The 21,571-nt window shown below is 67.9% G+C and carries 23 protein-coding genes and 1 tRNA gene; 15 read left to right on the top strand and 9 right to left on the bottom strand.

The genetic code is table 11. The features are described from left to right. Positions 1-9: 9 nt before the first annotated feature. The 5 genes from QTH87_RS14640 to QTH87_RS14620 all read right to left on the bottom strand — a co-directional run bounded on the left by QTH87_RS14640 (position 10) and on the right by QTH87_RS14620 (position 4,657). On the bottom strand, positions 10-648 hold the full coding sequence (locus QTH87_RS14640; RefSeq protein ID WP_286610007.1) for a LysE family translocator: 639 nt from the start codon (positions 646-648) through the stop codon (positions 10-12). Further along, positions 645-1,274 carry an RnfABCDGE type electron transport complex subunit B gene (locus tag QTH87_RS14635; protein WP_286610005.1) on the bottom strand — a complete coding sequence of 210 codons (630 nt, stop codon included), beginning with the start codon at positions 1,272-1,274 and terminating at the stop codon, positions 645-647. The genes QTH87_RS14640 and QTH87_RS14635 overlap by 4 nt, the downstream gene beginning before the upstream one ends. A gap of 17 nt (positions 1,275-1,291) precedes the next feature. Beyond that, positions 1,292-2,761: a polyhydroxyalkanoate depolymerase gene (locus QTH87_RS14630; protein ID WP_286610003.1), complete on the bottom strand. Its 1,470-nt coding sequence runs from the start codon at positions 2,759-2,761 to the stop codon at positions 1,292-1,294. A 111-nt stretch (positions 2,762-2,872) separates the two neighbouring features. Continuing rightward, positions 2,873-3,361, bottom strand: coding sequence for a nucleotidyltransferase family protein (locus QTH87_RS14625; protein ID WP_353506149.1), 489 nt, complete (start codon positions 3,359-3,361; stop codon positions 2,873-2,875). Between the two features lie 99 nt (positions 3,362-3,460). Then, on the bottom strand, positions 3,461-4,657 hold the full coding sequence (locus QTH87_RS14620) for an amino acid aminotransferase (RefSeq protein ID WP_286610001.1): 1,197 nt from the start codon (positions 4,655-4,657) through the stop codon (positions 3,461-3,463). A 105-nt stretch (positions 4,658-4,762) separates the two neighbouring features. On the opposite strand from QTH87_RS14620, the gene uvrB reads away from it, so the two are divergent. The 14 genes from uvrB (at position 4,763) to QTH87_RS14550 (ending at position 15,894) form a co-directional block, all read left to right on the top strand. Continuing rightward, positions 4,763-6,871 carry an excinuclease ABC subunit UvrB gene (gene uvrB, locus QTH87_RS14615; RefSeq protein ID WP_286609999.1) on the top strand — a complete coding sequence of 703 codons (2,109 nt, stop codon included), beginning with the start codon at positions 4,763-4,765 and terminating at the stop codon, positions 6,869-6,871. Positions 6,872-7,100: 229 nt separating this feature from the next. Further along, on the top strand, positions 7,101-7,637 hold the full coding sequence (gene iscR, locus QTH87_RS14610) for a Fe-S cluster assembly transcriptional regulator IscR (RefSeq protein WP_286609998.1): 537 nt from the start codon (positions 7,101-7,103) through the stop codon (positions 7,635-7,637). 79 nt (positions 7,638-7,716) lie between these two features. Continuing rightward, a complete protein-coding gene (locus QTH87_RS14605; protein ID WP_286609996.1) occupies positions 7,717-8,937 on the top strand; it encodes an IscS subfamily cysteine desulfurase in 1,221 nt (406 codons plus the stop codon). A gap of 22 nt (positions 8,938-8,959) precedes the next feature. After that, a complete protein-coding gene (gene iscU, locus QTH87_RS14600) occupies positions 8,960-9,370 on the top strand; it encodes a Fe-S cluster assembly scaffold IscU (protein WP_286609994.1) in 411 nt (136 codons plus the stop codon). Between the two features lies 1 nt (position 9,371). Continuing rightward, positions 9,372-9,695, top strand: a complete 324-nt coding sequence (iscA, locus tag QTH87_RS14595) for an iron-sulfur cluster assembly protein IscA (protein ID WP_286609993.1) — start codon at positions 9,372-9,374, stop codon at positions 9,693-9,695. Between the two features lie 60 nt (positions 9,696-9,755). Further along, the gene (gene hscB / locus QTH87_RS14590) at positions 9,756-10,274 is read left to right on the top strand and encodes a Fe-S protein assembly co-chaperone HscB (protein ID WP_286609991.1); all 519 of its coding nucleotides are present in this window, start codon (positions 9,756-9,758) and stop codon (positions 10,272-10,274) included. 4 nt (positions 10,275-10,278) lie between these two features. Then, on the top strand, positions 10,279-12,135 hold the full coding sequence (gene hscA, locus QTH87_RS14585; protein ID WP_286609989.1) for a Fe-S protein assembly chaperone HscA: 1,857 nt from the start codon (positions 10,279-10,281) through the stop codon (positions 12,133-12,135). A gap of 4 nt (positions 12,136-12,139) precedes the next feature. Further along, positions 12,140-12,478: an ISC system 2Fe-2S type ferredoxin gene (gene fdx / locus QTH87_RS14580; protein ID WP_286609987.1), complete on the top strand. Its 339-nt coding sequence runs from the start codon at positions 12,140-12,142 to the stop codon at positions 12,476-12,478. Then, positions 12,478-13,197: a DNA polymerase III subunit epsilon gene (gene dnaQ, locus QTH87_RS14575; protein ID WP_286609985.1), complete on the top strand. Its 720-nt coding sequence runs from the start codon at positions 12,478-12,480 to the stop codon at positions 13,195-13,197. Before fdx ends, dnaQ begins: the two co-directional genes overlap by 1 nt. 27 nt (positions 13,198-13,224) lie before the next feature. Continuing rightward, positions 13,225-13,299, top strand: a tRNA-Val gene (locus QTH87_RS14570). A gap of 180 nt (positions 13,300-13,479) precedes the next feature. Further along, positions 13,480-13,644, top strand: coding sequence for a hypothetical protein (locus QTH87_RS14565; protein ID WP_286609983.1), 165 nt, complete (start codon positions 13,480-13,482; stop codon positions 13,642-13,644). A gap of 49 nt (positions 13,645-13,693) precedes the next feature. Next, positions 13,694-14,791: an NAD(P)/FAD-dependent oxidoreductase gene (locus tag QTH87_RS14560; protein ID WP_286609982.1), complete on the top strand. Its 1,098-nt coding sequence runs from the start codon at positions 13,694-13,696 to the stop codon at positions 14,789-14,791. A gap of 71 nt (positions 14,792-14,862) precedes the next feature. Next, a complete protein-coding gene (locus QTH87_RS14555; protein WP_286609981.1) occupies positions 14,863-15,171 on the top strand; it encodes a glycine zipper domain-containing protein in 309 nt (102 codons plus the stop codon). Between the two features lie 33 nt (positions 15,172-15,204). Further along, positions 15,205-15,894, top strand: a complete 690-nt coding sequence (locus QTH87_RS14550) for a phage holin family protein (RefSeq protein ID WP_286609980.1) — start codon at positions 15,205-15,207, stop codon at positions 15,892-15,894. Between the two features lie 87 nt (positions 15,895-15,981). On the opposite strand, the gene QTH87_RS14545 is transcribed toward QTH87_RS14550, so the two are convergent. Further along, on the bottom strand, positions 15,982-17,049 hold the full coding sequence (locus QTH87_RS14545; protein WP_286609978.1) for a quinone-dependent dihydroorotate dehydrogenase: 1,068 nt from the start codon (positions 17,047-17,049) through the stop codon (positions 15,982-15,984). A gap of 48 nt (positions 17,050-17,097) precedes the next feature. Here QTH87_RS14545 and rpiA point away from each other — a divergent pair, with 48 nt between their 5' ends. Continuing rightward, positions 17,098-17,799, top strand: coding sequence for a ribose-5-phosphate isomerase RpiA (rpiA, locus tag QTH87_RS14540; protein ID WP_286609976.1), 702 nt, complete (start codon positions 17,098-17,100; stop codon positions 17,797-17,799). A 33-nt stretch (positions 17,800-17,832) separates the two neighbouring features. Here rpiA and QTH87_RS14535 read toward each other — a convergent pair whose 3' ends face one another. The 3 genes from QTH87_RS14535 to folD form a co-directional block, all read right to left on the bottom strand. Further along, entirely contained in the window at positions 17,833-18,471 is a 639-nt protein-coding gene (locus QTH87_RS14535; protein ID WP_286609974.1) for a glutaredoxin family protein, read from the bottom strand. Positions 18,472-18,545: 74 nt separating this feature from the next. Next, positions 18,546-20,594, bottom strand: a complete 2,049-nt coding sequence (locus tag QTH87_RS14530; RefSeq protein WP_286609972.1) for a M3 family metallopeptidase — start codon at positions 20,592-20,594, stop codon at positions 18,546-18,548. A 34-nt stretch (positions 20,595-20,628) separates the two neighbouring features. Continuing rightward, complete coding sequence (gene folD / locus QTH87_RS14525; RefSeq protein ID WP_286609970.1) at positions 20,629-21,492, bottom strand: bifunctional methylenetetrahydrofolate dehydrogenase/methenyltetrahydrofolate cyclohydrolase FolD; 864 nt, start codon at positions 21,490-21,492, stop codon at positions 20,629-20,631. Positions 21,493-21,571: the final 79 nt, after the last annotated feature.

Below are 21,571 nucleotides of genomic sequence, written 5' to 3'. Positions count from 1 at the left end.
GGAGGAGCGTCAGGCCCCAGGGCGGCGCCAGAAGGCGAGGGTCGCGGCCAGCAGCCACATGCCGGCCGCACAGCCGCGATTGATCGCGCGCAGGCTGCGCCGCGACAGCCAGCGCACCGCCTGCGTGCCGGCAGTGGCGTAGCCGAGCATCACCAGCGTGTCGATGCCCACGAAGATCGCGCCGAGCACCAGGTATTGCGGTCCCTGCGGCTGCGAGGTCACGACGAACTGCGGCAGGAAGGCGGCGAAGAACAGCAGCGACTTGGGATTCGACAGCGCGACTGCCAGGCTGCGCAGCAGTGCAAGCCGGCCGCGCAACGGCTGGCCTGAACCGGCCGCGAGCGCGGCGCCGATGTCGGCCGGCGGCGTGCGCCACAGCTTGATGCCGAGCCATACGAGGTACAGCACGCCGACCACGCGGATCGCATCGAACAGCCACTCCGAAGCCGCGAGCAGCGAACCCAGCCCGAGCGCCACCGTGGCGATCACCACGCTGCTGCCGATCGACGCGCCCGCAATGCCCCAGGCCGCCGCGCGCATGCCGCCCGAGATGCCGTTCGACAGCGCGAGCAGCATGGTGGGGCCGGGCGTGACGGCCAGCGCGATCGACGCCAGCACGAAGAGCAGGAGCGTCTCGAGGCTCATCATGGGCCCGCATCCCTGGCCGCTGCCGCTGCGCGGGCCCGCGCGAGCACGGCCTCGATGGTTGCGCGCTTGCGGTCCGACGCGGCAGGCGCATCCGACTGCGTTGCGGGTGCGACAGCCTCGACCGGCCCGCGGTGCGTCTTTCGTTCGGCATGCACCCGAAAGCGCGCGCGCGCATGGTCGGCCTGCACCTGTGACCAGGCCTGCCAGCCACTGCGGCCTGGCGTCACTTCCTCGAGCGAGATGCAGTCGACCGGGCAGACCGGAATGCACAGCTCGCAACCCGTGCAATGGTCATCGATCACGGTATGCATGCGCTTGTGGATGCCGACGATGGCATCGGTGGGGCACGCATCGAGGCACAGCGTGCAGCCGATGCACCAGGCTTCGTCGATCACCGCGAGCGCGCGCGGGCCCTCGGTGCCGAAGCGCGGATCGATCGCCCGTACCGGCCGGCCCGTGAGGGCGGCCAGGCGCCGGACCCCTTCGGCGCCGCCCGGCGGGCACTGGTTGATGTCGGCCTCATGCGCGGCCATGGCCCGCGCATAGCCTTCGCAGTCGGGGTAGCCGCAGCGCGTGCACTGCGTCTGGGGCAGTGCGTCCAGCAGGCTGGCGGCGGTCGCGTTCACGCGCCTCTCGTGCTCGTTCAGGCAGCCTTGCGCCGTGCGCTGCCGCGCGGCGTTGCGGCCGCCTTCGGAGCCGGTGCAGCCTTGCGGGTCGTCGCAGGCGCTGCTTTGCGTGTCGCCGCCGGGGCCGCCTTGCGCGCAGCAACGGGCGCAGCCTTCCTGCTGCGGGTCGATGCGGCCGGTCTGGCGTCTTCCTGGGCGAGCACGGCGCGTTCGGCACGCTTTTGCGGCTTGTCGTGCGCGGCGATGAAATCACGCACTTCCGGATAGACCAGTTCGCGCCAGCGGCGGCCGCTGAAGATGCCGTAGTGGCCCGCGCCCTTGACCTCGTAGTGCCGCTGTTCGCTGTCGACGATGCCGGTGCACAGCGCGTGGGCCGCGCGGGTCTGGCCCGAGCCGGAGATGTCGTCCAGTTCGCCTTCGACGGTCAGCAGGCCGATCGAGTGGATGTCCTGCGGACGCACGAGCTCGCGTTCGCCTTCGGCGTTCTTCACCGTCCAGGTGCCGTTCACCAGATCGAACTGCTGGAACACGGTGCGGATGGTGTCGAGGTAGTAGTCGGCGTCCATGTCGAGCACGGCGTTGTACTCATCGTAGAACTTGCGATGCGCCTCGGTGCTGGCGTCATCGCCCTTGATCAGGTTCTTGAAGTAGTCGTAGTGGCTGCTGGCGTGATTCTCGGGATTCATCGCGACGAACCCGGTGTGCTGCAGGAAGCCGGGGTACACACGGCGGCCGGCGCCCGGGAAGCTGTCGGGGACGCGGTAGATCACGTTGTTCTCGAACCACTCGTAGCTCTTGTTCATCGCCAGGTTGTTGACCGCGGTCGGCGACTTGCGGGCATCGATCGGTCCGCCCATCATGGTCATCGACAGCGGGAGCTGCTCGCCGCGGCTGGCCATCAGCGACACCGCCGCCAGCACCGGCACCGTGGGCTGGCAGACGCTGATCACATGGCAGTTGCCGTACTCGGCCTGCAGGTGGCGGATGAAGTCTTCGACATAGTTGACGTAATCGTCGAGCGTGAACTTGCCTTCCGATAGCGGCACCAGCCGGGCGTTGGTCCAGTCCGTGATGTAGACCTTGTGGCCCTGCAGCATGGTGCGCACGGTGTCGCGCAGCAGCGTCGCGTAGTGGCCCGAGAGCGGCGCGACGATCAGCACCACCGGTTGCGACTTGAGCGTCTGCAGGATCTCGGGCTCGTCCGTGAAGCGCTTGAAGCGGCGCAACTGGCAGAAGGGTTTCGCGATCTCGACGCTCTCGTGGATCACGACCTCGCGGCCATCGACCTTGACCGTCTTGATGCCGAACTCGGGCTTTTCGTAGTCCTTGCCGAGCCGATAGAGCAGGTCGTAGCCAGCGGCCATGCGCTGGGCCATCGGCGTCTGTCCGAGGGCTGCGCCCTGGCCGTAGAGCTTGGAGGCGGCCTGGGCGAAGTCGGCGAAGGGCTCCATCAGGGAACGCTGCGCTTCGTAGAGTTGGTAGAGCATCGGGGGCCGATAAAAGTTGTTGCAATGCAATATATCAGCGAGATTCGCGCGGCAGTAGAGGATGCGCCCCATTCGCGAGACGCCAGCGTGACATTTCGCCCCAGCGCTGGCTCAGGCTGGCACCGAGACCCTGTTGAGCACGGTGAGCCACGGCCACCGATGCTGGTAGTCCGCAGCTTTCGCTGCATAGAGCAAGGGCGCCGGGCAGCGCGCGTTGGGGACCAGCAGCCCGCCATACAGGTCATCCAGCCCGAAGGGCGCGTACAGAACAGGCGCCCCGGCGCGCGCCTGGAGCCCCACGCAGGTGCACTCGACGAGGAAGCGGTCGATGCCGTCGCGCGAGCAGGTCGAAGCTGCATAGCTGGCGCCGAACCAGCCTTCGTACCAGGTGTGGACGCGGGCCTGGTTCTTGGTCTCGATGCGCACCGGCAGGTTCGCGAAATGCCGCTGCACGCGGTCGTCGACACGCTGCTCGGCCTCGGCCGAGAGGTCGGAGGCGTCGAAGTAGAAGAGGTCGTAGTCGCGGATGCCGGCCTCGGCCGGCCGGCCGCAGCGCAGGTTCCAGACTCTGGAACATGCAGCCGGCGACCAGCCAGGCATCCGGCAGGTCCAGCGCGGGCAGGCCCGCGAGGATGGCCCGGTTGTGCATGTTGGCGAGCGCGTCCGCGACGAAGCGCTCGCGCAGCCCGCCAGCCGGGGTCAAAGGACCTTGGCGATGCTCTGGCAGACGTGGTCGATGTTCTTGCTGTTGAGCGCGGCCACGCACATGCGGCCGGTGTCGGTGCCGTAGACGCCGAATTCGTCGCGCAGGCGCACCATCTGGTCCTTGGTGAGGCCCGAGTAGCTGAACATGCCGATCTGCGAGGTGATGAAGCTCATGTCCTGCTTCACGCCGGCCGCCTTGAGGCCGTCGACCAGCTTCTGCCGCATGGCCTTGATGCGCACCCGCATCTCGGCCAGCTCTTCTTCCCAGACCGCGCGACGGGCCGGATCGTTGAGCACTGCCGCGACCACCGCGCCGCCGTGTATCGGCGGGTTGCTGTAGTTGGTGCGGATCGCGATCTTGAGCTGCGACAGCACGCGCGCCGCCTCGTCCTTGTCCTGGCACAGCACCGACAGGGCGCCGACGCGCTCGCCGTAGAGGCTGAAGCTCTTCGAGAACGAGGTCGAGACGAAGAAGGTCAGACCGGCTTCGACGAACTTGCCGATGACGGCGCCGTCTTCCTTGATGCCGTGGCCGAAGCCCTGGTAGGCCATGTCGAGGAAGGGCGTGAGCTTGCGGCTCTTGACCGTGGCGATGACCTGGTCCCACTGGGCCGCCGTGATGTCGTAGCCGGTCGGGTTGTGGCAGCAGGCGTGCAGCACGACGATGGTGCCGGCGGCGGCCGACTCGAGCGCGCCGAGCATTCCGGCGAAGTCGATGCCGCGCTTGGCGGCGTCGTAATAGGGGTAGCTTTCCACCGGGAAGCCGGCATTGGTGAACAGCGCGCGGTGGTTTTCCCAGCTCGGGTCGCTGATCAGCACCTTGGCGCCGGGGCTCAGCTTCTTGAGGAAGTCGGCGCCGACCTTGAGGCCGCCAGTGCCGCCGATGGCCTGGATGGTGGCGACGCGGCCCGACTTGACGGGTTCGCTGTCGGCGCCGAACACCAGGCCCTTGACTGCGGCGTCATAGGCCGCGATGCCGTCGATCGGCAGGTAGCCGCGCGCGCTGGGCGCCTTCATCATGTCCGCCTCGGCCGCCTGCACGCACTTCAGCAGCGGCAGCTTGCCGTTGTCGTCGTAGTAGACGCCGACGCCGAGGTTGACCTTTTTCGGGTTGCCGTCGGCGGCATATTGCTCGTTGAGACCCAGGATGGGATCGCGAGGCGCCATCTCGACGGCGGTGAACATTGACATGGAAAGTCCTTTGGATGATCGGTTCACGTGAAGCCGGGTCCTGCGTTACGCTGCCCGGTTGCTTGAATTTTACCGGCCGCGCCGTCACCTGCCCGAGTCCACGCCATGCCAGAAATCTCAGAAGTCATTCCGGAACCGCAACACGCCGACGCGGTGGGCCCGCACAAGGCGGGTGAATTCGTCACGTTTGCCGGGTCGCCGTTCGAGCTGTTCCAGCCCTATCCGCCGGCCGGCGACCAGCCCAAGGCGATCGACGGCCTGGTCGAGGGCGTGCAGGACGGCGAGGTATTCCAGACCCTGCTCGGCGTCACGGGCTCCGGCAAGACCTTCACCATGGCCAACGTGATCGCGCGGCTCGGCCGGCCCGCGATCGTCTTTGCGCCCAACAAGACCCTCGCGGCGCAGCTCTACAGCGAATTCCGCGAGTTCTTCCCGAAGAACGCGGTCGAGTATTTCGTCAGCTACTACGACTACTACCAGCCCGAAGCCTACGTGCCGCAGCGTGACCTGTTCATCGAGAAGGACAGCTCGATCAACGAGCACATCGAGCAGATGCGGCTGTCGGCCACCAAGAGCGTGCTCGAGCGGCGCGACACGGTCATCGTCGCCACGGTGAGCGCCATCTACGGCATCGGCACGCCCGAGGACTACACGCAGATGCGCTTCATCATGCGGCAGGGCGACAAGATCGGGCAGCGCGACGTGATCGGCCGGCTGATCCGCATGCAGTACACGCGCAACGAGCAGGATTTCTCTCGCGGCACCTTCCGCGTGCGCGGCGACACCATCGACGTCTTCCCGGCGGAACACAGCGAGCTGGCGATCCGCATCGAGCTGTTCGACGACGAGATCGAGACGCTGCAGCTGTTCGACCCGCTCACGGGCCGCATCCGGCAGAAGATCCCGCGCTTCACCGTCTACCCGTCGAGCCACTACGTGACGCCGCGCGACAAGGTGCTGAATGCCGTCGAGACCATCAAGCTCGAACTCGACGAGCGGCTCAAGTTCTTCGTCGGCGAAGGCAAGCTGGTGGAAGCCCAGCGCATCGAGCAGCGCACCCGCTTCGACCTCGAGATGCTGGCCGAGATCGGCCACTGCAAGGGCATCGAGAACTACACGCGCCACCTGTCGGGCGCTGCCCCGGGCCAGCCGCCGGCCACCCTGACCGACTACCTGCCGAAGGACGCGCTGATGTTCCTCGACGAGAGCCACCAGATGATCGGCCAGCTCAACGGCATGTACAGCGGCGACCGGGCCCGCAAGACCACGCTGGTCGAATACGGCTTCCGCCTGCCTTCGGCGCTCGACAACCGGCCACTCAAGTTCGAGGAGTTCGAGACGCGCATGCGCCAGTGCATCTTCGTCTCGGCCACGCCGGCGCAGTACGAGAAGGACAACGCCGGCAACGTGGTCGAGCAGTTGGTGCGCCCGACCGGGCTGATCGACCCCGAGGTCGAGATCCGACCGGCCACGCACCAGGTCGACGACGTGCTGGGCGAGATCCGCCTGCGCGTCGACAAGAACGAGCGCGTGCTGATCACCACGCTGACCAAGCGCATGGCCGAGCAGCTCACCGACTACCTGAGCGACAACGGCGTCAAGGTGCGCTACCTGCACAGCGACATCGACACCGTGGAGCGGGTCGAGATCCTGCGCGATCTGCGCCTGGGCAGCTTCGACGTGCTGGTCGGCATCAACCTGCTGCGCGAAGGCCTGGATATTCCCGAAGTGTCGCTGGTGGCGATCCTCGACGCCGACAAGGAAGGCTTCCTGCGCGCCGAGCGCTCGCTGATCCAGACCATCGGCCGCGCCGCGCGCAACCTCAACGGCAAGGCGATCCTCTACGCCGACCGCATGACCGACTCGATGAAGAAGGCGATCGACGAGACCGAACGCCGGCGCGCGCGGCAGATCGCGCACAACGAGGCCCATGGCATCACGCCGCGCAGCATCCTCAAGGAGGTGCGCGACCTGATCGACGGCGTCTACAGCGAGAAGTCCGGCAAGGAGGCCGCCAAGCGCGAGCTCGAGCGGGCCAAGGTCGAGGACATGTCCGAGAAGGACGTCGCGCGAGAGATCAAGCGGCTCGAGAAGCTCATGCTCGAGCACGCCCGCAACCTCGAATTCGAGAAGGCGGCCCGCGTGCGGGACCAGCTCGCGGAACTGCGCGAGCAGGCATTCGGCGGCTCGGGCCACGACAACATCGTCGTCTGACCCCTGGGGCGGCGTGGCCTTGGGCTGCGCAATCGGGTTTACCCCAGCAAGACCGAGGGTCTTCTGCTATACTTGAGCGAAATACTCAAGAACAAAGAACTTCGCGATGAAGGGCCGACTCCAACCTGCTGGTACACCAGTGGAACAGGGGTCGGGCAGGGCGGAGACGACGTCACCGCGGTCCCCGGACACGGTGTCATTTCAACGGTAAGCACTCAAGGAGCTTGCGATGCGTCTCACTACCAAAGGCCGATTTGCAGTGACGGCCATGATCGATCTGGCACTGCGCCAGAACACCGGTCCTGTCACGCTGGCCGCGATCAGCCAACGGCAGCAGATCTCGTTGTCCTACCTCGAGCAGCTGTTCGGCAAGTTGCGCCGCCACGAGCTGGTCGAGTCGACGCGCGGGCCCGGCGGCGGTTACTCGCTCGGTCGCAAGGCGGCCGACATCACGGTCGCCGACATCATCGTGTCGGTCGACGAACCGATCGATGCCACCCAATGCGGTGGCAAGGAAAACTGCCTGGGCGAAGCCGGCCGTTGCATGACGCACGAACTCTGGGCCTCGCTGAACCAGCGCATGGTCGAGTTCCTCGATTCCGTGACCTTGCAGAAGCTGGTCGACGACCAGATCGCCAAGGGCGTCCAGATCGAGAACAAGCCGGCGGTCAAGCGCGCCATCTCGGCCCAGCCGGTGGTCAAGCCGATCCGCGTGAATGCACCCAACTCGGTGTTCGCACTGGGCAACGTCTTCGCCAAGTCCTGATGCCCGCGGCGCCCCGAGCGGCGCCCGGTCTACTGAAACACAGAAAAAGATCAACCCCACGCCAGCCGAGCAGCAAGCCATGGACGTCACTCCCCATTTCCCGATCTACCTCGACTACGGCGCCACGACGCCGGTCGATCCGCGCGTCGTCGACGCGATGATTCCCTGGTTGCGCGAGCATTTCGGCAACCCGGCTTCGCGCAGCCACGCCTGGGGCTGGGAAGCCGAGGAAGCGGTCGAGAAGGCGCGCACCCAGGTGGCCGACCTGATCGGCGCCGATCCGCGCGAGATCGTCTGGACCTCCGGGGCCACCGAGTCGAACAATCTCGCGCTCAAGGGTGCGGCCCAGTTCTACAAGGGCAAGGGCAAGCATCTGATCACGGTCAAGACCGAGCACAAGGCCGTGCTCGACACCATGCGTGAGCTGGAACGCCAGGGCTTCGAGGTGACTTATCTCGACGTGCAGGAGAACGGCCTGCTCGATCTCGAAGCGTTCAAGGCCGCGATCCGCCCCGACACAATCCTTGCGAGCGTCATGTTCGTGAACAACGAGATCGGCGTCATCCAGGACGTGGTCGCACTCGGCAACATCTGCCGCGAGAAGGGCGTGATCTTCCATGTCGACGCGGCGCAGGCCACGGGCAAGGTCGAGATCGACGTCAAGACGCTGCCGATCGACCTCATGAGCCTGGCATCGCACAAGACCTACGGCCCCAAGGGTATCGGCGCGCTTTACGTGCGCCGCAAGCCCCGTGTGCGGCTCGAGGCCCAGATGCACGGCGGTGGCCACGAACGCGGCATGCGTTCGGGCACGCTGCCCACGCACCAGATCGTCGGCATGGGCGAAGCCTTCCGCATCGCCGGGCTCGAGATGAAGGAAGACATCGCCAAGGCCGCGGCGTTGCAGAAGCGGCTGCTCGACGGCCTCAAGGATGTCGAGCAGGTCTTCATCAACGGCGACCTCGAACAGCGTGTGCCGCACAACCTGAACATCAGCTTCAACTACGTCGAAGGCGAGTCGCTGATCATGGGCATCAAGGGTCTGGCGGTGTCCAGTGGCTCGGCCTGCACCTCGGCCAGCCTCGAGCCCAGCTACGTGCTGCGCGCGCTCGGCCGCAGCGACGAGCTGGCCCACAGCAGCCTTCGCATGACCATCGGCCGATTCACGACCGAGGAAGAGATCGACTACGCAATCTCGACCATCAAGCACAACGTCGCCAAGCTGCGCGAACTCAGCCCCCTGTGGGAGATGTTCCAGGACGGCATCGACATCAGCACGATCCAGTGGTCGGCCCACTGAAACCAATTCAAAGAGGTACCCCATGGCTTACTCATCCAAGGTCATCGACCACTACGAAAACCCGCGCAACGTCGGCTCCTTCGAAAAGGGCGACGATTCGGTAGGCACCGGCATGGTCGGCGCCCCGGCCTGCGGCGACGTCATGAAGCTGCAGATCAAGGTCAACCCGGAAACCGGCGTGATCGAAGACGCGCGCTTCAAGACCTACGGCTGCGGCTCGGCGATCGCCTCGTCGTCGCTCGTGACCGAATGGGTCAAGGGCAAGACGCTCGACGAGGCCGCTGCGCTGAAGAACGCGCAGATCGCCGAGGAACTGGCGCTGCCGCCGGTCAAGATCCACTGCTCGATCCTGGCCGAGGACGCGATCAAGGCTGCGGTCAGCGACTACAAGGCCAAGCACGGCGTGGCTGCCGCGACGGAAGCTGCGCACTGACATGGCCGTTACGCTGACCGAATCGGCCGCGCGCCACGTGACGCGCTACCTCGGCAAGCGAGGCAAGGGCGTGGGTGTGCGCCTGGGCGTCAAGACCACGGGCTGCTCGGGCCTGGCCTACAAGCTCGAGTACGTCGACGAGTTCGCGCCCGAGGACGTGATCTTCGAAGACCATGGCGTGAAGGTGCTGGTCGACCCCAAGAGCCTGGCCTACATCGACGGCACGCAGCTCGACTTCGTGCGCGAAGGCCTCAACGAGGGCTTCAAGTTCATCAATCCGAACGAGCGCGACCGTTGCGGTTGCGGCGAGAGCTTTCGCATCTGAGCCCGTTCGGCCTTTCTCCCGAGCCGCCAACATGTCACGTGCTGGCGGCTTTTTGATGCCATGAATCTCAACGACACCGACTTCGCGCTCTTTGCCGTCCCGGCCACCTTCGCCCAGGACCGCGCGACGCTCGACGCACGCTGGAAGGAACTGCAGCGGGAGGCGCATCCCGACCGCTTCGCGGCCCAGGGCGCTTCGGCGCAGCGCGTCGCGATGCAGTGGTCGGTGCGCATCAACGAGGCCTATCAGCGGCTCAAGGACCCGATCCGTCGCGCCACCTATCTGTGCGAGCTCAACGGCGCGCCGATCGACGCCGAGACCAACACCGCGATGCCGCCCGCCTTCCTGGTGCAGCAGATGGAATGGCGCGAGGCGCTGGACGATGCCGGCGATGCCGACGCCATCGAGCGCCTGCACGCCGAAGTGGCCGCTGGCCGCGCGAAGGCGCTGTCCTCGCTCGACTGGCTGATCGACGAGAAGGGCGACTTCGCCGAGGCCGCACGGCAGGTGAGAGCCCTCATGTTCATCGAGCGCTTTGCCGACGACGTCGAGGCGCGGCTGGATGCGCAGGGACAATAGAGCCATGGCATTGCTCCAGATCTCAGAACCCGGCCAGGCCCCCGATCCGCATCAGCGTCGCATCGCGGTCGGCATCGACCTCGGCACCACCCATTCGCTCGTGGCAGCGGTCCGCAACGGCGTGGCCGAATGCCTGCCGGATGCCGAGGGGCGCGTGCTGCTGCCCTCGGCCGTGCGCTACATCGACGCCGAGCGCCGCCAGATCGGCCATGAAGCGCTGGCGGCGCGCACGACCGACCCCTCCAACGTCATCACCTCGGTCAAGCGGCTGATGGGCCGTGGCCTGGCTGACATCGCGAACCGCGACGCCATGGCCTACAAGCTCGCCGGCGAAGGCGGCATGGTGAAGGTGCAGACCGCGGCCGGCGAGAAGTCGCCGATCGAGGTCAGCGCCGAGATCCTCGCGACCCTGCGCTATCGCGCCGAGGACACCTTCGACGACGACCTCTACGGTGCCGTGATCACGGTGCCGGCCTACTTCGACGAAGGCCAGCGCCAGGCCACCAAGGATGCGGCACAGCTCGCCGGCATCAACGTGCTGCGCCTCATCAGCGAGCCGACCGCTGCCGCCATCGCCTATGGGCTCGACAACGCGAGCGAAGGCGTCTACGCGGTCTACGACCTGGGCGGTGGCACCTTCGACATATCGATCCTGCGGCTCACGCAGGGCGTGTTCGAGGTCATCGCGACCGGCGGCGACTCGGCCCTGGGCGGCGACGACTACGACCATGCGCTGGCCGCGCTGGTGCTGGCGCAGCAGGGGCTCGAGGCGCAGAGCGATGCCGATCGCGCGGCGCTGCTTGGGGCGGCACGGACCGCGAAGGAAGCGCTGTCGGACGACGACACCACGACCTTTGCCGCGACCCTCGCGGGCCGCGACTTCGGCCGTCCCGTCACGCGCGACCAGTTCGAGGCCGCCACGGCGCATCTGACGTCGCGCACCATCGCCGCGGTGCGCCGGGCGCTGCGCGACGCGCGCCTGCCCACCGGCGAACTGCAGGGCATCGTGCTGGTCGGCGGTGCCACGCGCATGCCGCAGATCCGGCGCGCGGTGGCCGAATGCTTCGGCCGCGAGCCGCTGGTCAATCTCGATCCCGACCAGGTCGTCGCGCTCGGCGCCGCGATCCAGGCCAACCAGCTGGCCGGCAACGGTGGTGCCGACGACCTGCTGCTGCTCGACGTGATTCCGCTCTCGCTGGGCCTGGAGACCATGGGCGGGCTGGTCGAGCGCATCGTGCCGCGCAACCAGACCATCCCGACCGCGATGGCGCAGGACTTCACCACCTACAAGGACGGCCAGACCGCGTTGGCGCTGCACGTGGTTCAGGGCGAGCGCGACCTGGTTGCCGACTGCCGCAGCCTCGCGCGCTTCGAGCTGCGAGGCATCCCGCCGATGACTGCGGGCGCGGCGCGCATCCGCGTCACCTTCACGGTCGATGCCGACGGCCTGCTCAGCGTGAGCGCCAGGGAGCAGGGCAGCGGCGTCGAGGCCAGCGTCACGGTCAAGCCCTCCTACGGCCTGTCGGACGACCAGATCGCCGCCATGCTGCAGGACAGTTTCTCCACCGCGCAGCAGGACATGCAGGCGCGCGCGCTGGTCGAGGCCCGCGTCGACGCCGATCGCATGCTGCTGGCGACCCGAAGCGCGCTCGATGCCGACGCCGCGCTGCTGTCGGAGGACGAGCGCGCCGCGATCGAGGCGCTGATGGCGGCCCTGGGCGATGCCCGCGCGGCCGAGGATGCCGCGATCGTCGAGGCCGCCACCAAGGCGCTGGCCGACGGTACCGAAGCCTTCGCGGCCGAGCGCATGAACGCCGGCATCGCGCGTGCGCTGTCGGGCCGGCAGATCGAATCCCTCTAGAACAATGCCCACGATCAAGATCCTTCCCCATCCCGAGTACTGCCCGCAGGGCACCGAGATCTCTGCGCCGGCCGGTACCTCCATCTGCGAGGCCCTGCTCGAGAACCACATCAACATCGAGCATGCCTGCGAGATGAGCTGCGCCTGCACCACCTGCCACGTGGTGGTGCGTCGCGGCATCGAGTCGCTCAACGAGGCCGAGGAGGGCGAGGAAGACCTGCTCGACCGGGCCTGGGGCCTGGAGCCGCAATCGCGGCTCAGCTGTCAGGCGATACTGGCCCAGGCCGATCTCACGATCGAGATTCCCAAGTACACGATCAACCACGCCAAAGAAAACCACTGATGTCCAGACTGATCGTCCTCGACACCGAAACCACCGGCCTGTCGGCCGAGAACGGCGACCGCGTCATCGAGCTCGGCTGCGTGGAGCTGTACAACCGCAAGCTCACGGGCAACGACCTGCACATCTACTTCAACCCCGAGCGCGAGAGCCACGAGGACGCGCTCAAGGTGCACGGCCTGACCACCGACTTCCTGCGCGACAAGCCCAAGTTCGCGACCCTGGCGCAGGACGTCGTCGACTACCTTCGCGATGCCGAACTGATCATCCACAACGCGGCCTTCGACGTCGGCTTCCTCAACCGCGAGCTCGAGCTCGCAGGCCTGCCGCCGCTGCGCAGTTTCGTGGCTGACGTGACCGACACGCTCGCGATGGCGAAGGCGGTCTATCCGGGCAAGCGCAATTCGCTCGATGCCCTGTGCGACCGCTTCGGCATCGACCGCTCGAACCGCACCTTCCACGGCGCCAAGCTCGATGCCCAGTTGCTGGCCGACGTCTACATCAACCTCACGCGCGGCCAGGATGCGCTGCTGATCGACATCGCGTCGAACGAGCCTTCGCATGGCGAGGTCGTGGTGATTGATCTGCGCAGCTTCGATCTGCCGGTGCTGGTCGCGACGCAGCACGAACTCGACGCCCACGAGGAAGTGCTGGTTCAGCTCGACAAGTCCAGCAACGGCCGCACGCTCTTTCGCGCGATGGCCGAAAAAGCTGTGGCATAATCCGAGGCTTCGCGCCGTACGGCACGAGGGCGGTTAGCTCAGGGGTAGAGCACAGCATTCACACTGCTGGGGTCGGAGGTTCGAAGCCTCCACCGCCCACCATTCGGTTAGAGGCCTTTTGCGCCTGTCGCTCCTCCGGCGCCTCCCCCGCCACCCCTCGCCGGTCACGTTCTGTGCAGTCCCCGGCGCAATGCATTCCAGGGACCCTCCGAGCCCCATCGACGGTTCACCGCGGCGGGCGCACGGCTGCGCCAACGGCCATGCGTGCGGCAGAATCGAGCGATGCAGATCGCGCAGCTTTGCCCCTTCCTCGCAGCCGGCCTGATTGCCGGCCTCATGTTCTTCGCGCTTCGCCGGCGCCTGGCTCCCGGCTCTGCCGCCGTCGATGTCGTCGTCGCGGCGACCGTGGTCACGGGCCTCGCCTTCGGTGTCTTCCGGCACGCATAGCCCCAACCCGGTCCATTCGGTCACCCGCGCGGCACGATAAGCTTGTGCCATGGAAGAATTCGATTGCGCCGTCATCGGCGCCGGAGTGGTCGGGCTGGCAGTGGCGCGCGCGCTCGCACTGCAAGGCCGCGAGGTGATCGTGCTGGAGTCGGAGGGGGCGATCGGCACCGGCACCAGCTCGCGCAACAGCGAGGTGATCCATGCCGGCATCTACTATCCCGCGGGTTCGCTGAAGGCGCGCCTGTGCGTCGAGGGCAAGGCGCTGCTCTATGCCTATGCCGCGGAGCGCGGCGTCGCGCATCGGCGCTGCGGCAAGCTGATCGTCGCCACCAGTGCGGCGCAGCTGGCCCAGCTCGAAGCCATCGCCGCCAAGGCGCGCGCCAACGGCGTCGACGACCTGGTGCTGCTGACGCGTGATCAGGCCCTCGCCATGGAGCCGCAGCTCGAATGCCTGGCCGCCCTGCATTCGCCGAGCACCGGCATCGTCGACAGCCATGCGCTGATGCTGGCCCTTCAGGGCGACCTCGAGAATGCCGGCGGCGTGGTCGCGCTCAGGTCTGCGGTGACGGGCGCCGAGTGCGGCAGTGGGGGCATCGTCCTGCATTCCGAGGACGGCACGGCGCTGCGCTGCCGCAGCGTGGTGAATTCGGCCGGCCTCGCCGCACCGCTGCTGGCGCGCCGCTTCGACGGGCTTCCTGCGGCCTCGGTGCCGCAGGCCAGCTACGCCAAGGGCAGCTACTTCACGCTGGCCGGACGCGCGCCGTTCGAGCGCCTGATCTACCCGGTGCCCGAGGCCGCGGGCCTCGGCGTGCATCTGACGCTCGACCTCGGCGGCCAGGCCAAGTTCGGCCCCGACGTCCAGTGGGTCGATTCGGCCGACGACCTCGTCGTCGAGCCCTCGCGCGGCGACGCCTTCTACGCCGAGGTGCGCAAGTACTGGCCGGCGCTGCCCGACGGCGCGCTGCTGCCGGGTTATGCGGGCATGCGGCCGAAGGTCTCCGGACCGGGCGAGCCCGCGGCCGATTTCCTGATCGCGGGTCCGGAGACGCATGGCGTCGCGGGGCTGGTCAACCTGTTCGGCATCGAGTCGCCGGGCCTCACGAGCAGCCTTGCGATTGCTCGACGGACCGTCGAACTCCTGTCATAGAGCTGCGCAGGCATGTACCATCGAATGTCGCCGGCGCGGTGCCGGCGAGTGACTGAGGAGGATCCGATTCAATGACAGCAACCACCAACCTCGAAGCCGCAGCCAACGCCGTGGCGGAAGACATCGCAAGCGACGTTCGCGGCGTGCTCGCCAGCAAGGACCTCGACTCCGTCCCCCACATCAAGGCCCTGCGCCAGCGCATCGACAGCAAGCTCGCGATCGCGCGCGAGCTGGCGGCCGAGAAGAGCCGCATTGCCACCAAGAAGGCCAAGGAAGCGGCCAGCACGGCCAACGCCTATGCGCACGACGAGCCGTGGCAGATCGCCGGAGCGGCACTGGCCGTGGGCGTGCTGGTGGGCCTGCTGCTTGGCCGTCGCTGACGCCCAGCCCGGTGGTCGGCAGGAGGCCGGCGCATGAAGCTGTCGTCCATCTTCGGGCTCAAGACCCGCTGGCGCCGTGTGCGCATCCTCGCCGGAGAAGGCGCGCTCGCGGCCGAAGATCGCGCGCTGCTGCTCAAGCTGGCCTGGGAGGACGAGAAGCATCGCCTGCGCCGCATGCTGGCCCTCGGCACTGCCGTGGTCGGCCTCACCACGGTGGCGATCGCGCTGCTCTCGGTCGCGGTCATCGTGCATTTCTGGGACACGCCGCACCGCGTGACGGCGGCCTGGGTGCTGGCGCTGGTCTGGACCGCCCTGTGGGCCGTCGCGGTGACGATGCTCCTGGGTACCCTGCACAAGACCTCCGGGTTCGCGGCGGCTCGCCAGACCTTCGAGCGTGACCTGGCCTGGTTCCGCGCGCGCTTCGGTCCCGTCGACGAAGAGGGCGCACCGCTGCCGACCCCGGCGCAGCTCGGCACCGACGAACTGATCGCCCGCATCGATCGCCAGCGTCAACGCATCGACACGCTGCAGGCTGCGGCCAGCGGTGAGGGCGAGGCGCCGTTGCCGAAGGAAAGCATCTCCGACACCGGCCTGCGGCTCGCGCGCGAGCACCCGATCGCCACCGGCGTCGTGACTGCCGCCGTGATCGCGGTCGTCGGGCCGCGCCGCGTGACGCGCTGGGCGACCATCATCGCGCCGATCATCTGGCGCCTGCGCGGCTGACACTCGACCCACCCCGGTAACCCGGCGGCCGGGCGGCCGGGCGGCCGGGGTCGGGCTGTCGCCGGTCCGAAGCAGCCTTCGCGCGCCTCAGCCCTTGCGGTCGCGCAGCGCCTGCGCCGCCTGGCGCACCAGCGCCGGCCCGCGGTAGATCAGGCCGGTGTAGATCTGGACCAGGTTGGCACCGGCGTCGATCTTGGCCTCGGCGTCGGCCGCGCTCAGCACACCACCTACGCCGATGATCGGATAGTCGGGCCCGAGCGCGGCGCGCAGCTGGCCGATCACGCGGTTGCTGGCTTCGCGCACCGGTGCGCCCGAGAGCCCGCCGGCCTCCTCGGCGTGCGGCAATCCGGCCACGGCCTCGCGCGCCAGCGTGGTGTTGGTCGCGATGACGCCGTCCATGCGGTGGCGCAGCAGCGTGGCGGCGATCACCCCGACCTGCGCCTGGTCGAGGTCGGGCGCGATCTTGACGAACAGCGGCACCCGCTTGCCCTGGCGCGCGGCCAGCGTCTCGCGCTTGTCGGCCACGGCACCGAGCAGGGCGTCCAGCGCCTCGTCGCTCTGCAGCGAGCGCAGGTTCGCGGTGTTGGGGCTCGAGATGTTGATCGTCACGTAGTCGGCGTGGGGGTAGACGCCGTCGAGGCAGATCAGGTAGTCGTCGACCGCGCGCTCGATCGGAGTCGCTGCGTTCTTGCCGATGTTGAGGCCCAGCAGCATGGGCGGCCGGCCGGTGTCGCGTCGAAAGCGCGCGCGCTGCACGTTGGCGATGAAGGCGTCGAGCCCCTCGTTGTTGAAGCCCAGGCGATTGATGAGGGCGTCGCGCTGCGGCAACCGGAAGATTCGCGGCTTGGCATTGCCTGGCTGCGGCTTCGGCGTGACGGTGCCGACCTCGACGAAGCCGAAGCCCATGGCGCCGAAGGCGTCGATGCAGCGCGCATTCTTGTCGAGCCCGGCGGCCAGGCCGATGCGGTTCGGGAACGAGAGGCCGGCGATGGTGGAGCGGTCGGCCACGCGCGGCGCGGCATAGGCGCAGGCCAGCGGTGTGTTCTGGGTCCGCGCGAGGGCGTCGAGGGTCAGCTCGTGGGCGCGTTCGGCGTCGACGCCGAACAGGAACGTGCGGGCAAGCCCGTAGAGGGAGGAGGGCAGCGGCAGGAGCATCGGATAATTCTCGACTTCAGACTTCTAATCAGCCCAGGATTCTCCCCGATGACTTCCCCCGCTCCCGCTGCCGCCTTCACCCAGGACGAACTCAAGGCCCAGGTCGGCCGCGCTGCGCTCGACTACATCGTGGACGGCGAGATCATCGGCGTCGGCACCGGTTCGACGGTGAACAAGTTCATCGAGGCGCTGGCCGGCGTCAAGGCGCGCATCCGCGGTGCCGTATCGAGCTCGGTGGCATCCACCGAACGGCTGCGCGCGGCCGGCATCGAGGTCTTCGACAGCAATGCGGTCGACGAGCTGGCGGTCTACATCGACGGTGCCGACGAGATCGACGGCCGGGGCTACATGATCAAGGGCGGTGGCGCGGCGCTCACGCGCGAGAAGATCGTCGCGGCGCAGTCGCGGCGCTTCGTCTGCATCGCCGATGCCTCCAAGCTCGTCAACACCCTGGGCGCCTTCCCGCTGCCGGTCGAGGTGGTGCCGATGGCAGCGCGGCGCGTCATGCGCCAGTTTGCGCGGCTTGGCGGCCTGGCGCAGGTGCGCGAGAAGGACGGCCTGCCGCTGGTGACGGACAACGGCCAGCACATCGTCGACGTGACCGGCCTGCGCATCACCGATCCGCTCGACTTCGAGAACGAGGTCAACCAGTGGCCCGGCGTGGTCACGGTGGGCGTCTTCGCGCACCAGCGCGCGAATGTCTGCCTGCTCGCGACCTCGTCGGGCGTGCGGACGATGAACTTCGACTGAACCGCGCGCGGGGGGCGCTGCGATCGGCAGGGCCTAGAACTTGATGCCTGCGGGATTGCTCGGCGTCGGCCCGCTGGGAGGCGGCACGTCGGCGGCCGGCGCCGGCGCCGAAGGCGCAGCGGCCGCGGGTGAGGCCGCTGCCGCAGGCTGCAGCGCCACCAGCGGCTGGGCCGGCCCGTTGCGATAGCCGGGCGGCAGCTGCGTGCTCTTGGGATAGCCGGCGGCATCGAGGTATTGCGACCATTCGGCGTCCGAGAAGCCGCTGATCTGGTGGCTGCCGATCTTGAGCATCGGCACCGATTTCTGGCTGCTCAGGCGTTCCAGCGCCGCGACGTCGGCGTCGGTCTTGACACTGCGTTCGTCGAAGGGCACGCCGCGCGTGATCAGCAGAGAGCGGCCGGCGTTGCACGGGCCGCACTCGTCGCCGGTGTAGATCGTCACCGGATAGCGCTGCACCACCTGCCGCAGTTCGAAAGGCAGTGCGGCGCCGCCCACCCCCGTGCTGCCGCCGCCGGCATCGCGCGCCGGTGCAGCCGGTGCGTTGGCGCTCGGTGGCTGGTCCGAGAAGGTGACCTTGCCGGTCTTGTCGACGTTGCGATAGACCGGCTGCGCGAGCGCCGACCCGGCGACCAGCAGCAGGGTGAGGACCGGAAGGGCGGAGTGCAGCTTCATCGTTGGATTTCCAGAGATCGGATGCAGCGGAGTATCACTCAAGGTGCCGGCGAAAGTCGCGCCTCGGCACCTGCTCAGGCCGGCTGCGCCTCCGACATGCCCTGGTGCCTCAGCAAGGCATCGAGCTCCGGTTCGCGGCCGCGGAAGGCCTTGAAGGACTCCATCGCGCTGCGGCTGCCGCCGGCCTCGAGGATGGCCTCGCGGTACTTGCGGCCGGTCTCGACGCTCGGCTCGCCGTTGGCGCCTGCCGTTTCCTCGAAGGCTGCGTAGGCGTCGGCGCTCAGCACCTCGGCCCACTTGTAGCTGTAGTAGCCGGCCGCATAGCCGCCGGAGAAGATGTGGCTGAAGGTGTTCGGCGTGCGGCTGAAGGCCGGGGAGGGCATCACGGCGACCTCTTCGCGCACCTTGGCGAGCAGGGCCATGACCTCGTGGGGCGCTGCCGTGGCGGCGTCGTAGCCGGTGTGCAGCAGCATGTCGAACAGCGAGAACTCGATCTGGCGCAGCGTCTGCAGGCCGCTCTGGAAGTTCTTGGCCGCGGTCATCTTGTCGAACAGCGGGCGCGGCAGCGGCGCGCCGGTGTCGACATGCGAGGTCATGTGGGCCAGCACGTCCCACTCCCAGCAGAAGTTCTCCATGAACTGGCTCGGCAGCTCGACCGCGTCCCATTCGACGCCGCTGATGCCCGAGACATCGCGCTCGTCGACGCGCGTGAGCATGTGATGCAGCCCGTGGCCGAATTCGTGGAACAGCGTCGTCACATCGTCGTGCGTGAGCAGCGGCGGCTTGCCATCGACGCCGTCGGCGAAGTTGCAGACCAGTTGCGCGATCGGCGTCTGCAGCGTGCCGGTGTCGGGGCGCAGCCAGCGCGCACGCACGTCGTCCATCCAGGCGCCGCCTCGCTTGGCCGCGCGCGCCGAGGGGTCGAGGTAGAACTGGCCGACCTTCTGGCCGGCGCGCTCGATGCGGTAGAACTCGACGCTCGGATGCCACACGGGCGCGCTGTCGCGGCGGATCTGCACCTCGAACAGGGTCTCGACGATCTTGAACAGGCCGGCCATCACCTTGGGTGCCGTGAAGTACTGCTTCACCTCCTGCTCGCTGAAGGCGTAGCGTGCTTCCTTGAGCTTCTCGCCGACGTAGGTCCAGTCCCAGGGCTGCGGATCGGCCAGGCCCAGGTGCTCGGCCGCGAAGGCGCGCAGGTCGGCCAGGTCGCGCTGGCCGTAGGGCCTGGCCTTGGACGCGAGGTCGCGCAGGAACTTGATGACCTGGTCGGCCGATTCGGCCATCTTCGGCACGATCGAGAGCTCGCCGAAGTTGGGGTAGCCGAGCAGCTTGGCCTCTTCCTGGCGCAGCGCGAGGATCTCGCGGATCAGGCCCGTGTTGTCGAAGGCCGGATCGCCGAACTCGCTGGCGCGCGTGACGTAGGCGCGGTAGAGCCGCTCGCGCAGCGCGCTGCTCCTGGCGAACTGCATCACCGGCAGGTAGCAGGGCATCTTGAGCGTGAGCTTGTAGCCTTCCTTGCCCTCGGCCTCGGCGGCTGCGCGGGCGGCACCGATGACGTCTTCCGGCACGCCGTCGAGGTCATCGCGCACCGCGAACCAGGCAAACGCGTCGGTGGCGTCGAGCGCGTTCTCGCTGAACTTCTGGCTCAGTTCGGCCTGGCGCTCCTGGATCTCGGCGAAGCGGGCCTTGGCCGCGCCCTGCAGTTCGGCGCCACCGAGCACGAAGTTGCGGATCGCATTGCGGTGTGCCTGGCGCTGTTCGGGGTTGAGCACCGCGGGGTCGATTGCCTTGTACTTGGCATAGAGCCGCTCGTCGGAGCCCAGGCGGGTCCAGAAGGCCGTCACGCGCGGCATGGCCTCGTTGTAGGCGGCGCGCAGTTCGGGTGTGTCCGCCACGGCATTGAGGTGGCCGACCGCGCCCCAGGCGCGACTGAAGCGCTCGGAGGCCACGTCCAGCACCCGGGCGATTGCGGTCCAGTCGGCCGGGAATTCGGGCGCAGTGACCTGCTGCAGCGCGGTTTCGGCACCGGCCAGCAGGGCGTCGACCGCGGGCGCGACATGCTCCGGCTTGATCTGGTCGAACAGCGGGAGGTCGTTGAAGTCGAGGAGCGGATTGGTCATGGTCTGGTTCAGATGGCGGACAAGGAGCGCGAGTTCAAGTGGCGCTGGCGGCGGCCGCGCGTTCGGCGGCCTCGAGGGTGTTGACCAGCAGCATCGTGATGGTCATCGGGCCGACGCCGCCGGGCACCGGCGTGATCCAGCCCGCGACCTCTCGCACGCCGGCGAAATCGACGTCGCCGCAGAGCTTGCCCTCGTCGTTGCGGTTCATTCCGACGTCGATCACCACCGCGCCGGGCTTGACCATGTCGGCCGTGAGCACATTGCGCTTGCCGACCGCGGCCACCACCACGTCGGCCTGGCGCGTGAAGGCGCCGAGGTCGGGCGTGGCGCTGTGGCAGATCGTGACCGTGGCGTTCTTGGCCAGCAGCATCAGCGCCATCGGCTTGCCGACGATGTTGCTGCGGCCGATGACCACCGCGTGCTTGCCGCGCAGGTCGTAGCCGATCGACTCGAGCATCTTCATGCAGCCGTAGGGCGTGCAGGGCCAGAAGCCCGACGAGCCGGTCATCAGGGCGCCGGCGCTGGCGACGTGGAAGCCGTCGACGTCCTTGGCCGGCGCGATCGCCTCGATCACCTTCTGGGCGTCGATGTGAGCCGGCAGCGGCAGCTGCACCAGGATGCCGTGGATGGCGGGATCGGCGTTGAGCGCCTCGACGCGCGCCAGCAGCGCGGCCTCGCTGAGCTCGGCCGGATGCTTCTCGAGCACCGAATGCAGTCCGTTGTCGTTGCAGGCCTTGACCTTGTTGCGCACGTAGACCTGGCTGGCCGGGTTCTCGCCGACCAGCACCACGGCCAGGCCCGGCACCACGCCGCGCGCCTTCAGCGCTGCGGCGCGCGAGGCGACGTCGGCGCGCAGCCGGGCGGAGAGCGCATTGCCGTCTATCAGTTGAGCTGTCATGGGTTTTGGATCTTCAGAAATGGAAACGCCCGCTTGGCAGCAGGCGTGGATTGAATCTGGCCGGTGCGAAGCCGCAGGG

Origin of the sequence: Variovorax jilinensis (genome assembly GCF_030316885.1) — a bacterium.
Classification (GTDB): Bacteria; Pseudomonadota; Gammaproteobacteria; order Burkholderiales; family Burkholderiaceae_C; genus Variovorax; species Variovorax jilinensis.
The sequence above is the reverse complement of the archived record's forward strand: the minus strand, read 5'-3'. Positions and strand labels throughout refer to the sequence as shown.

Bases quoted from the DNA above. Each gene is read 5' to 3' on its own strand.
- hscB (WP_286609991.1), top strand. From the start codon at position 9,756: ATGAATCTCAACGACACCGACTTCGCGCTCTTTGCCGTCCCGGCCACC.
- iscR (WP_286609998.1), top strand. From the start codon at position 7,101: ATGCGTCTCACTACCAAAGGCCGATTTGCAGTGACGGCCATGATCGAT.
- dnaQ (WP_286609985.1), top strand. From the start codon at position 12,478: ATGTCCAGACTGATCGTCCTCGACACCGAAACCACCGGCCTGTCGGCC.
- QTH87_RS14535 (WP_286609974.1), bottom strand. From the start codon at position 18,471: ATGAAGCTGCACTCCGCCCTTCCGGTCCTCACCCTGCTGCTGGTCGCC.
- iscA (WP_286609993.1), top strand. From the start codon at position 9,372: ATGGCCGTTACGCTGACCGAATCGGCCGCGCGCCACGTGACGCGCTAC.
- QTH87_RS14555 (WP_286609981.1), top strand. From the start codon at position 14,863: ATGACAGCAACCACCAACCTCGAAGCCGCAGCCAACGCCGTGGCGGAA.
- rpiA (WP_286609976.1), top strand. From the start codon at position 17,098: ATGACTTCCCCCGCTCCCGCTGCCGCCTTCACCCAGGACGAACTCAAG.
- QTH87_RS14620 (WP_286610001.1), bottom strand. From the start codon at position 4,657: ATGTCAATGTTCACCGCCGTCGAGATGGCGCCTCGCGATCCCATCCTG.
- QTH87_RS14550 (WP_286609980.1), top strand. From the start codon at position 15,205: ATGAAGCTGTCGTCCATCTTCGGGCTCAAGACCCGCTGGCGCCGTGTG.
- uvrB (WP_286609999.1), top strand. From the start codon at position 4,763: ATGCCAGAAATCTCAGAAGTCATTCCGGAACCGCAACACGCCGACGCG.
- QTH87_RS14605 (WP_286609996.1), top strand. From the start codon at position 7,717: ATGGACGTCACTCCCCATTTCCCGATCTACCTCGACTACGGCGCCACG.
- iscU (WP_286609994.1), top strand. From the start codon at position 8,960: ATGGCTTACTCATCCAAGGTCATCGACCACTACGAAAACCCGCGCAAC.
- hscA (WP_286609989.1), top strand. From the start codon at position 10,279: ATGGCATTGCTCCAGATCTCAGAACCCGGCCAGGCCCCCGATCCGCAT.
- fdx (WP_286609987.1), top strand. From the start codon at position 12,140: ATGCCCACGATCAAGATCCTTCCCCATCCCGAGTACTGCCCGCAGGGC.
- folD (WP_286609970.1), bottom strand. From the start codon at position 21,492: ATGACAGCTCAACTGATAGACGGCAATGCGCTCTCCGCCCGGCTGCGC.
- QTH87_RS14530 (WP_286609972.1), bottom strand. From the start codon at position 20,594: ATGACCAATCCGCTCCTCGACTTCAACGACCTCCCGCTGTTCGACCAG.
- QTH87_RS14560 (WP_286609982.1), top strand. From the start codon at position 13,694: ATGGAAGAATTCGATTGCGCCGTCATCGGCGCCGGAGTGGTCGGGCTG.
- QTH87_RS14565 (WP_286609983.1), top strand. From the start codon at position 13,480: ATGCAGATCGCGCAGCTTTGCCCCTTCCTCGCAGCCGGCCTGATTGCC.
- QTH87_RS14545 (WP_286609978.1), bottom strand. From the start codon at position 17,049: ATGCTCCTGCCGCTGCCCTCCTCCCTCTACGGGCTTGCCCGCACGTTC.
- QTH87_RS14640 (WP_286610007.1), bottom strand. From the start codon at position 648: ATGATGAGCCTCGAGACGCTCCTGCTCTTCGTGCTGGCGTCGATCGCG.
- QTH87_RS14630 (WP_286610003.1), bottom strand. From the start codon at position 2,761: ATGCTCTACCAACTCTACGAAGCGCAGCGTTCCCTGATGGAGCCCTTC.
- QTH87_RS14625 (WP_353506149.1), bottom strand. From the start codon at position 3,361: ATGCCTGGCTGGTCGCCGGCTGCATGTTCCAGAGTCTGGAACCTGCGC.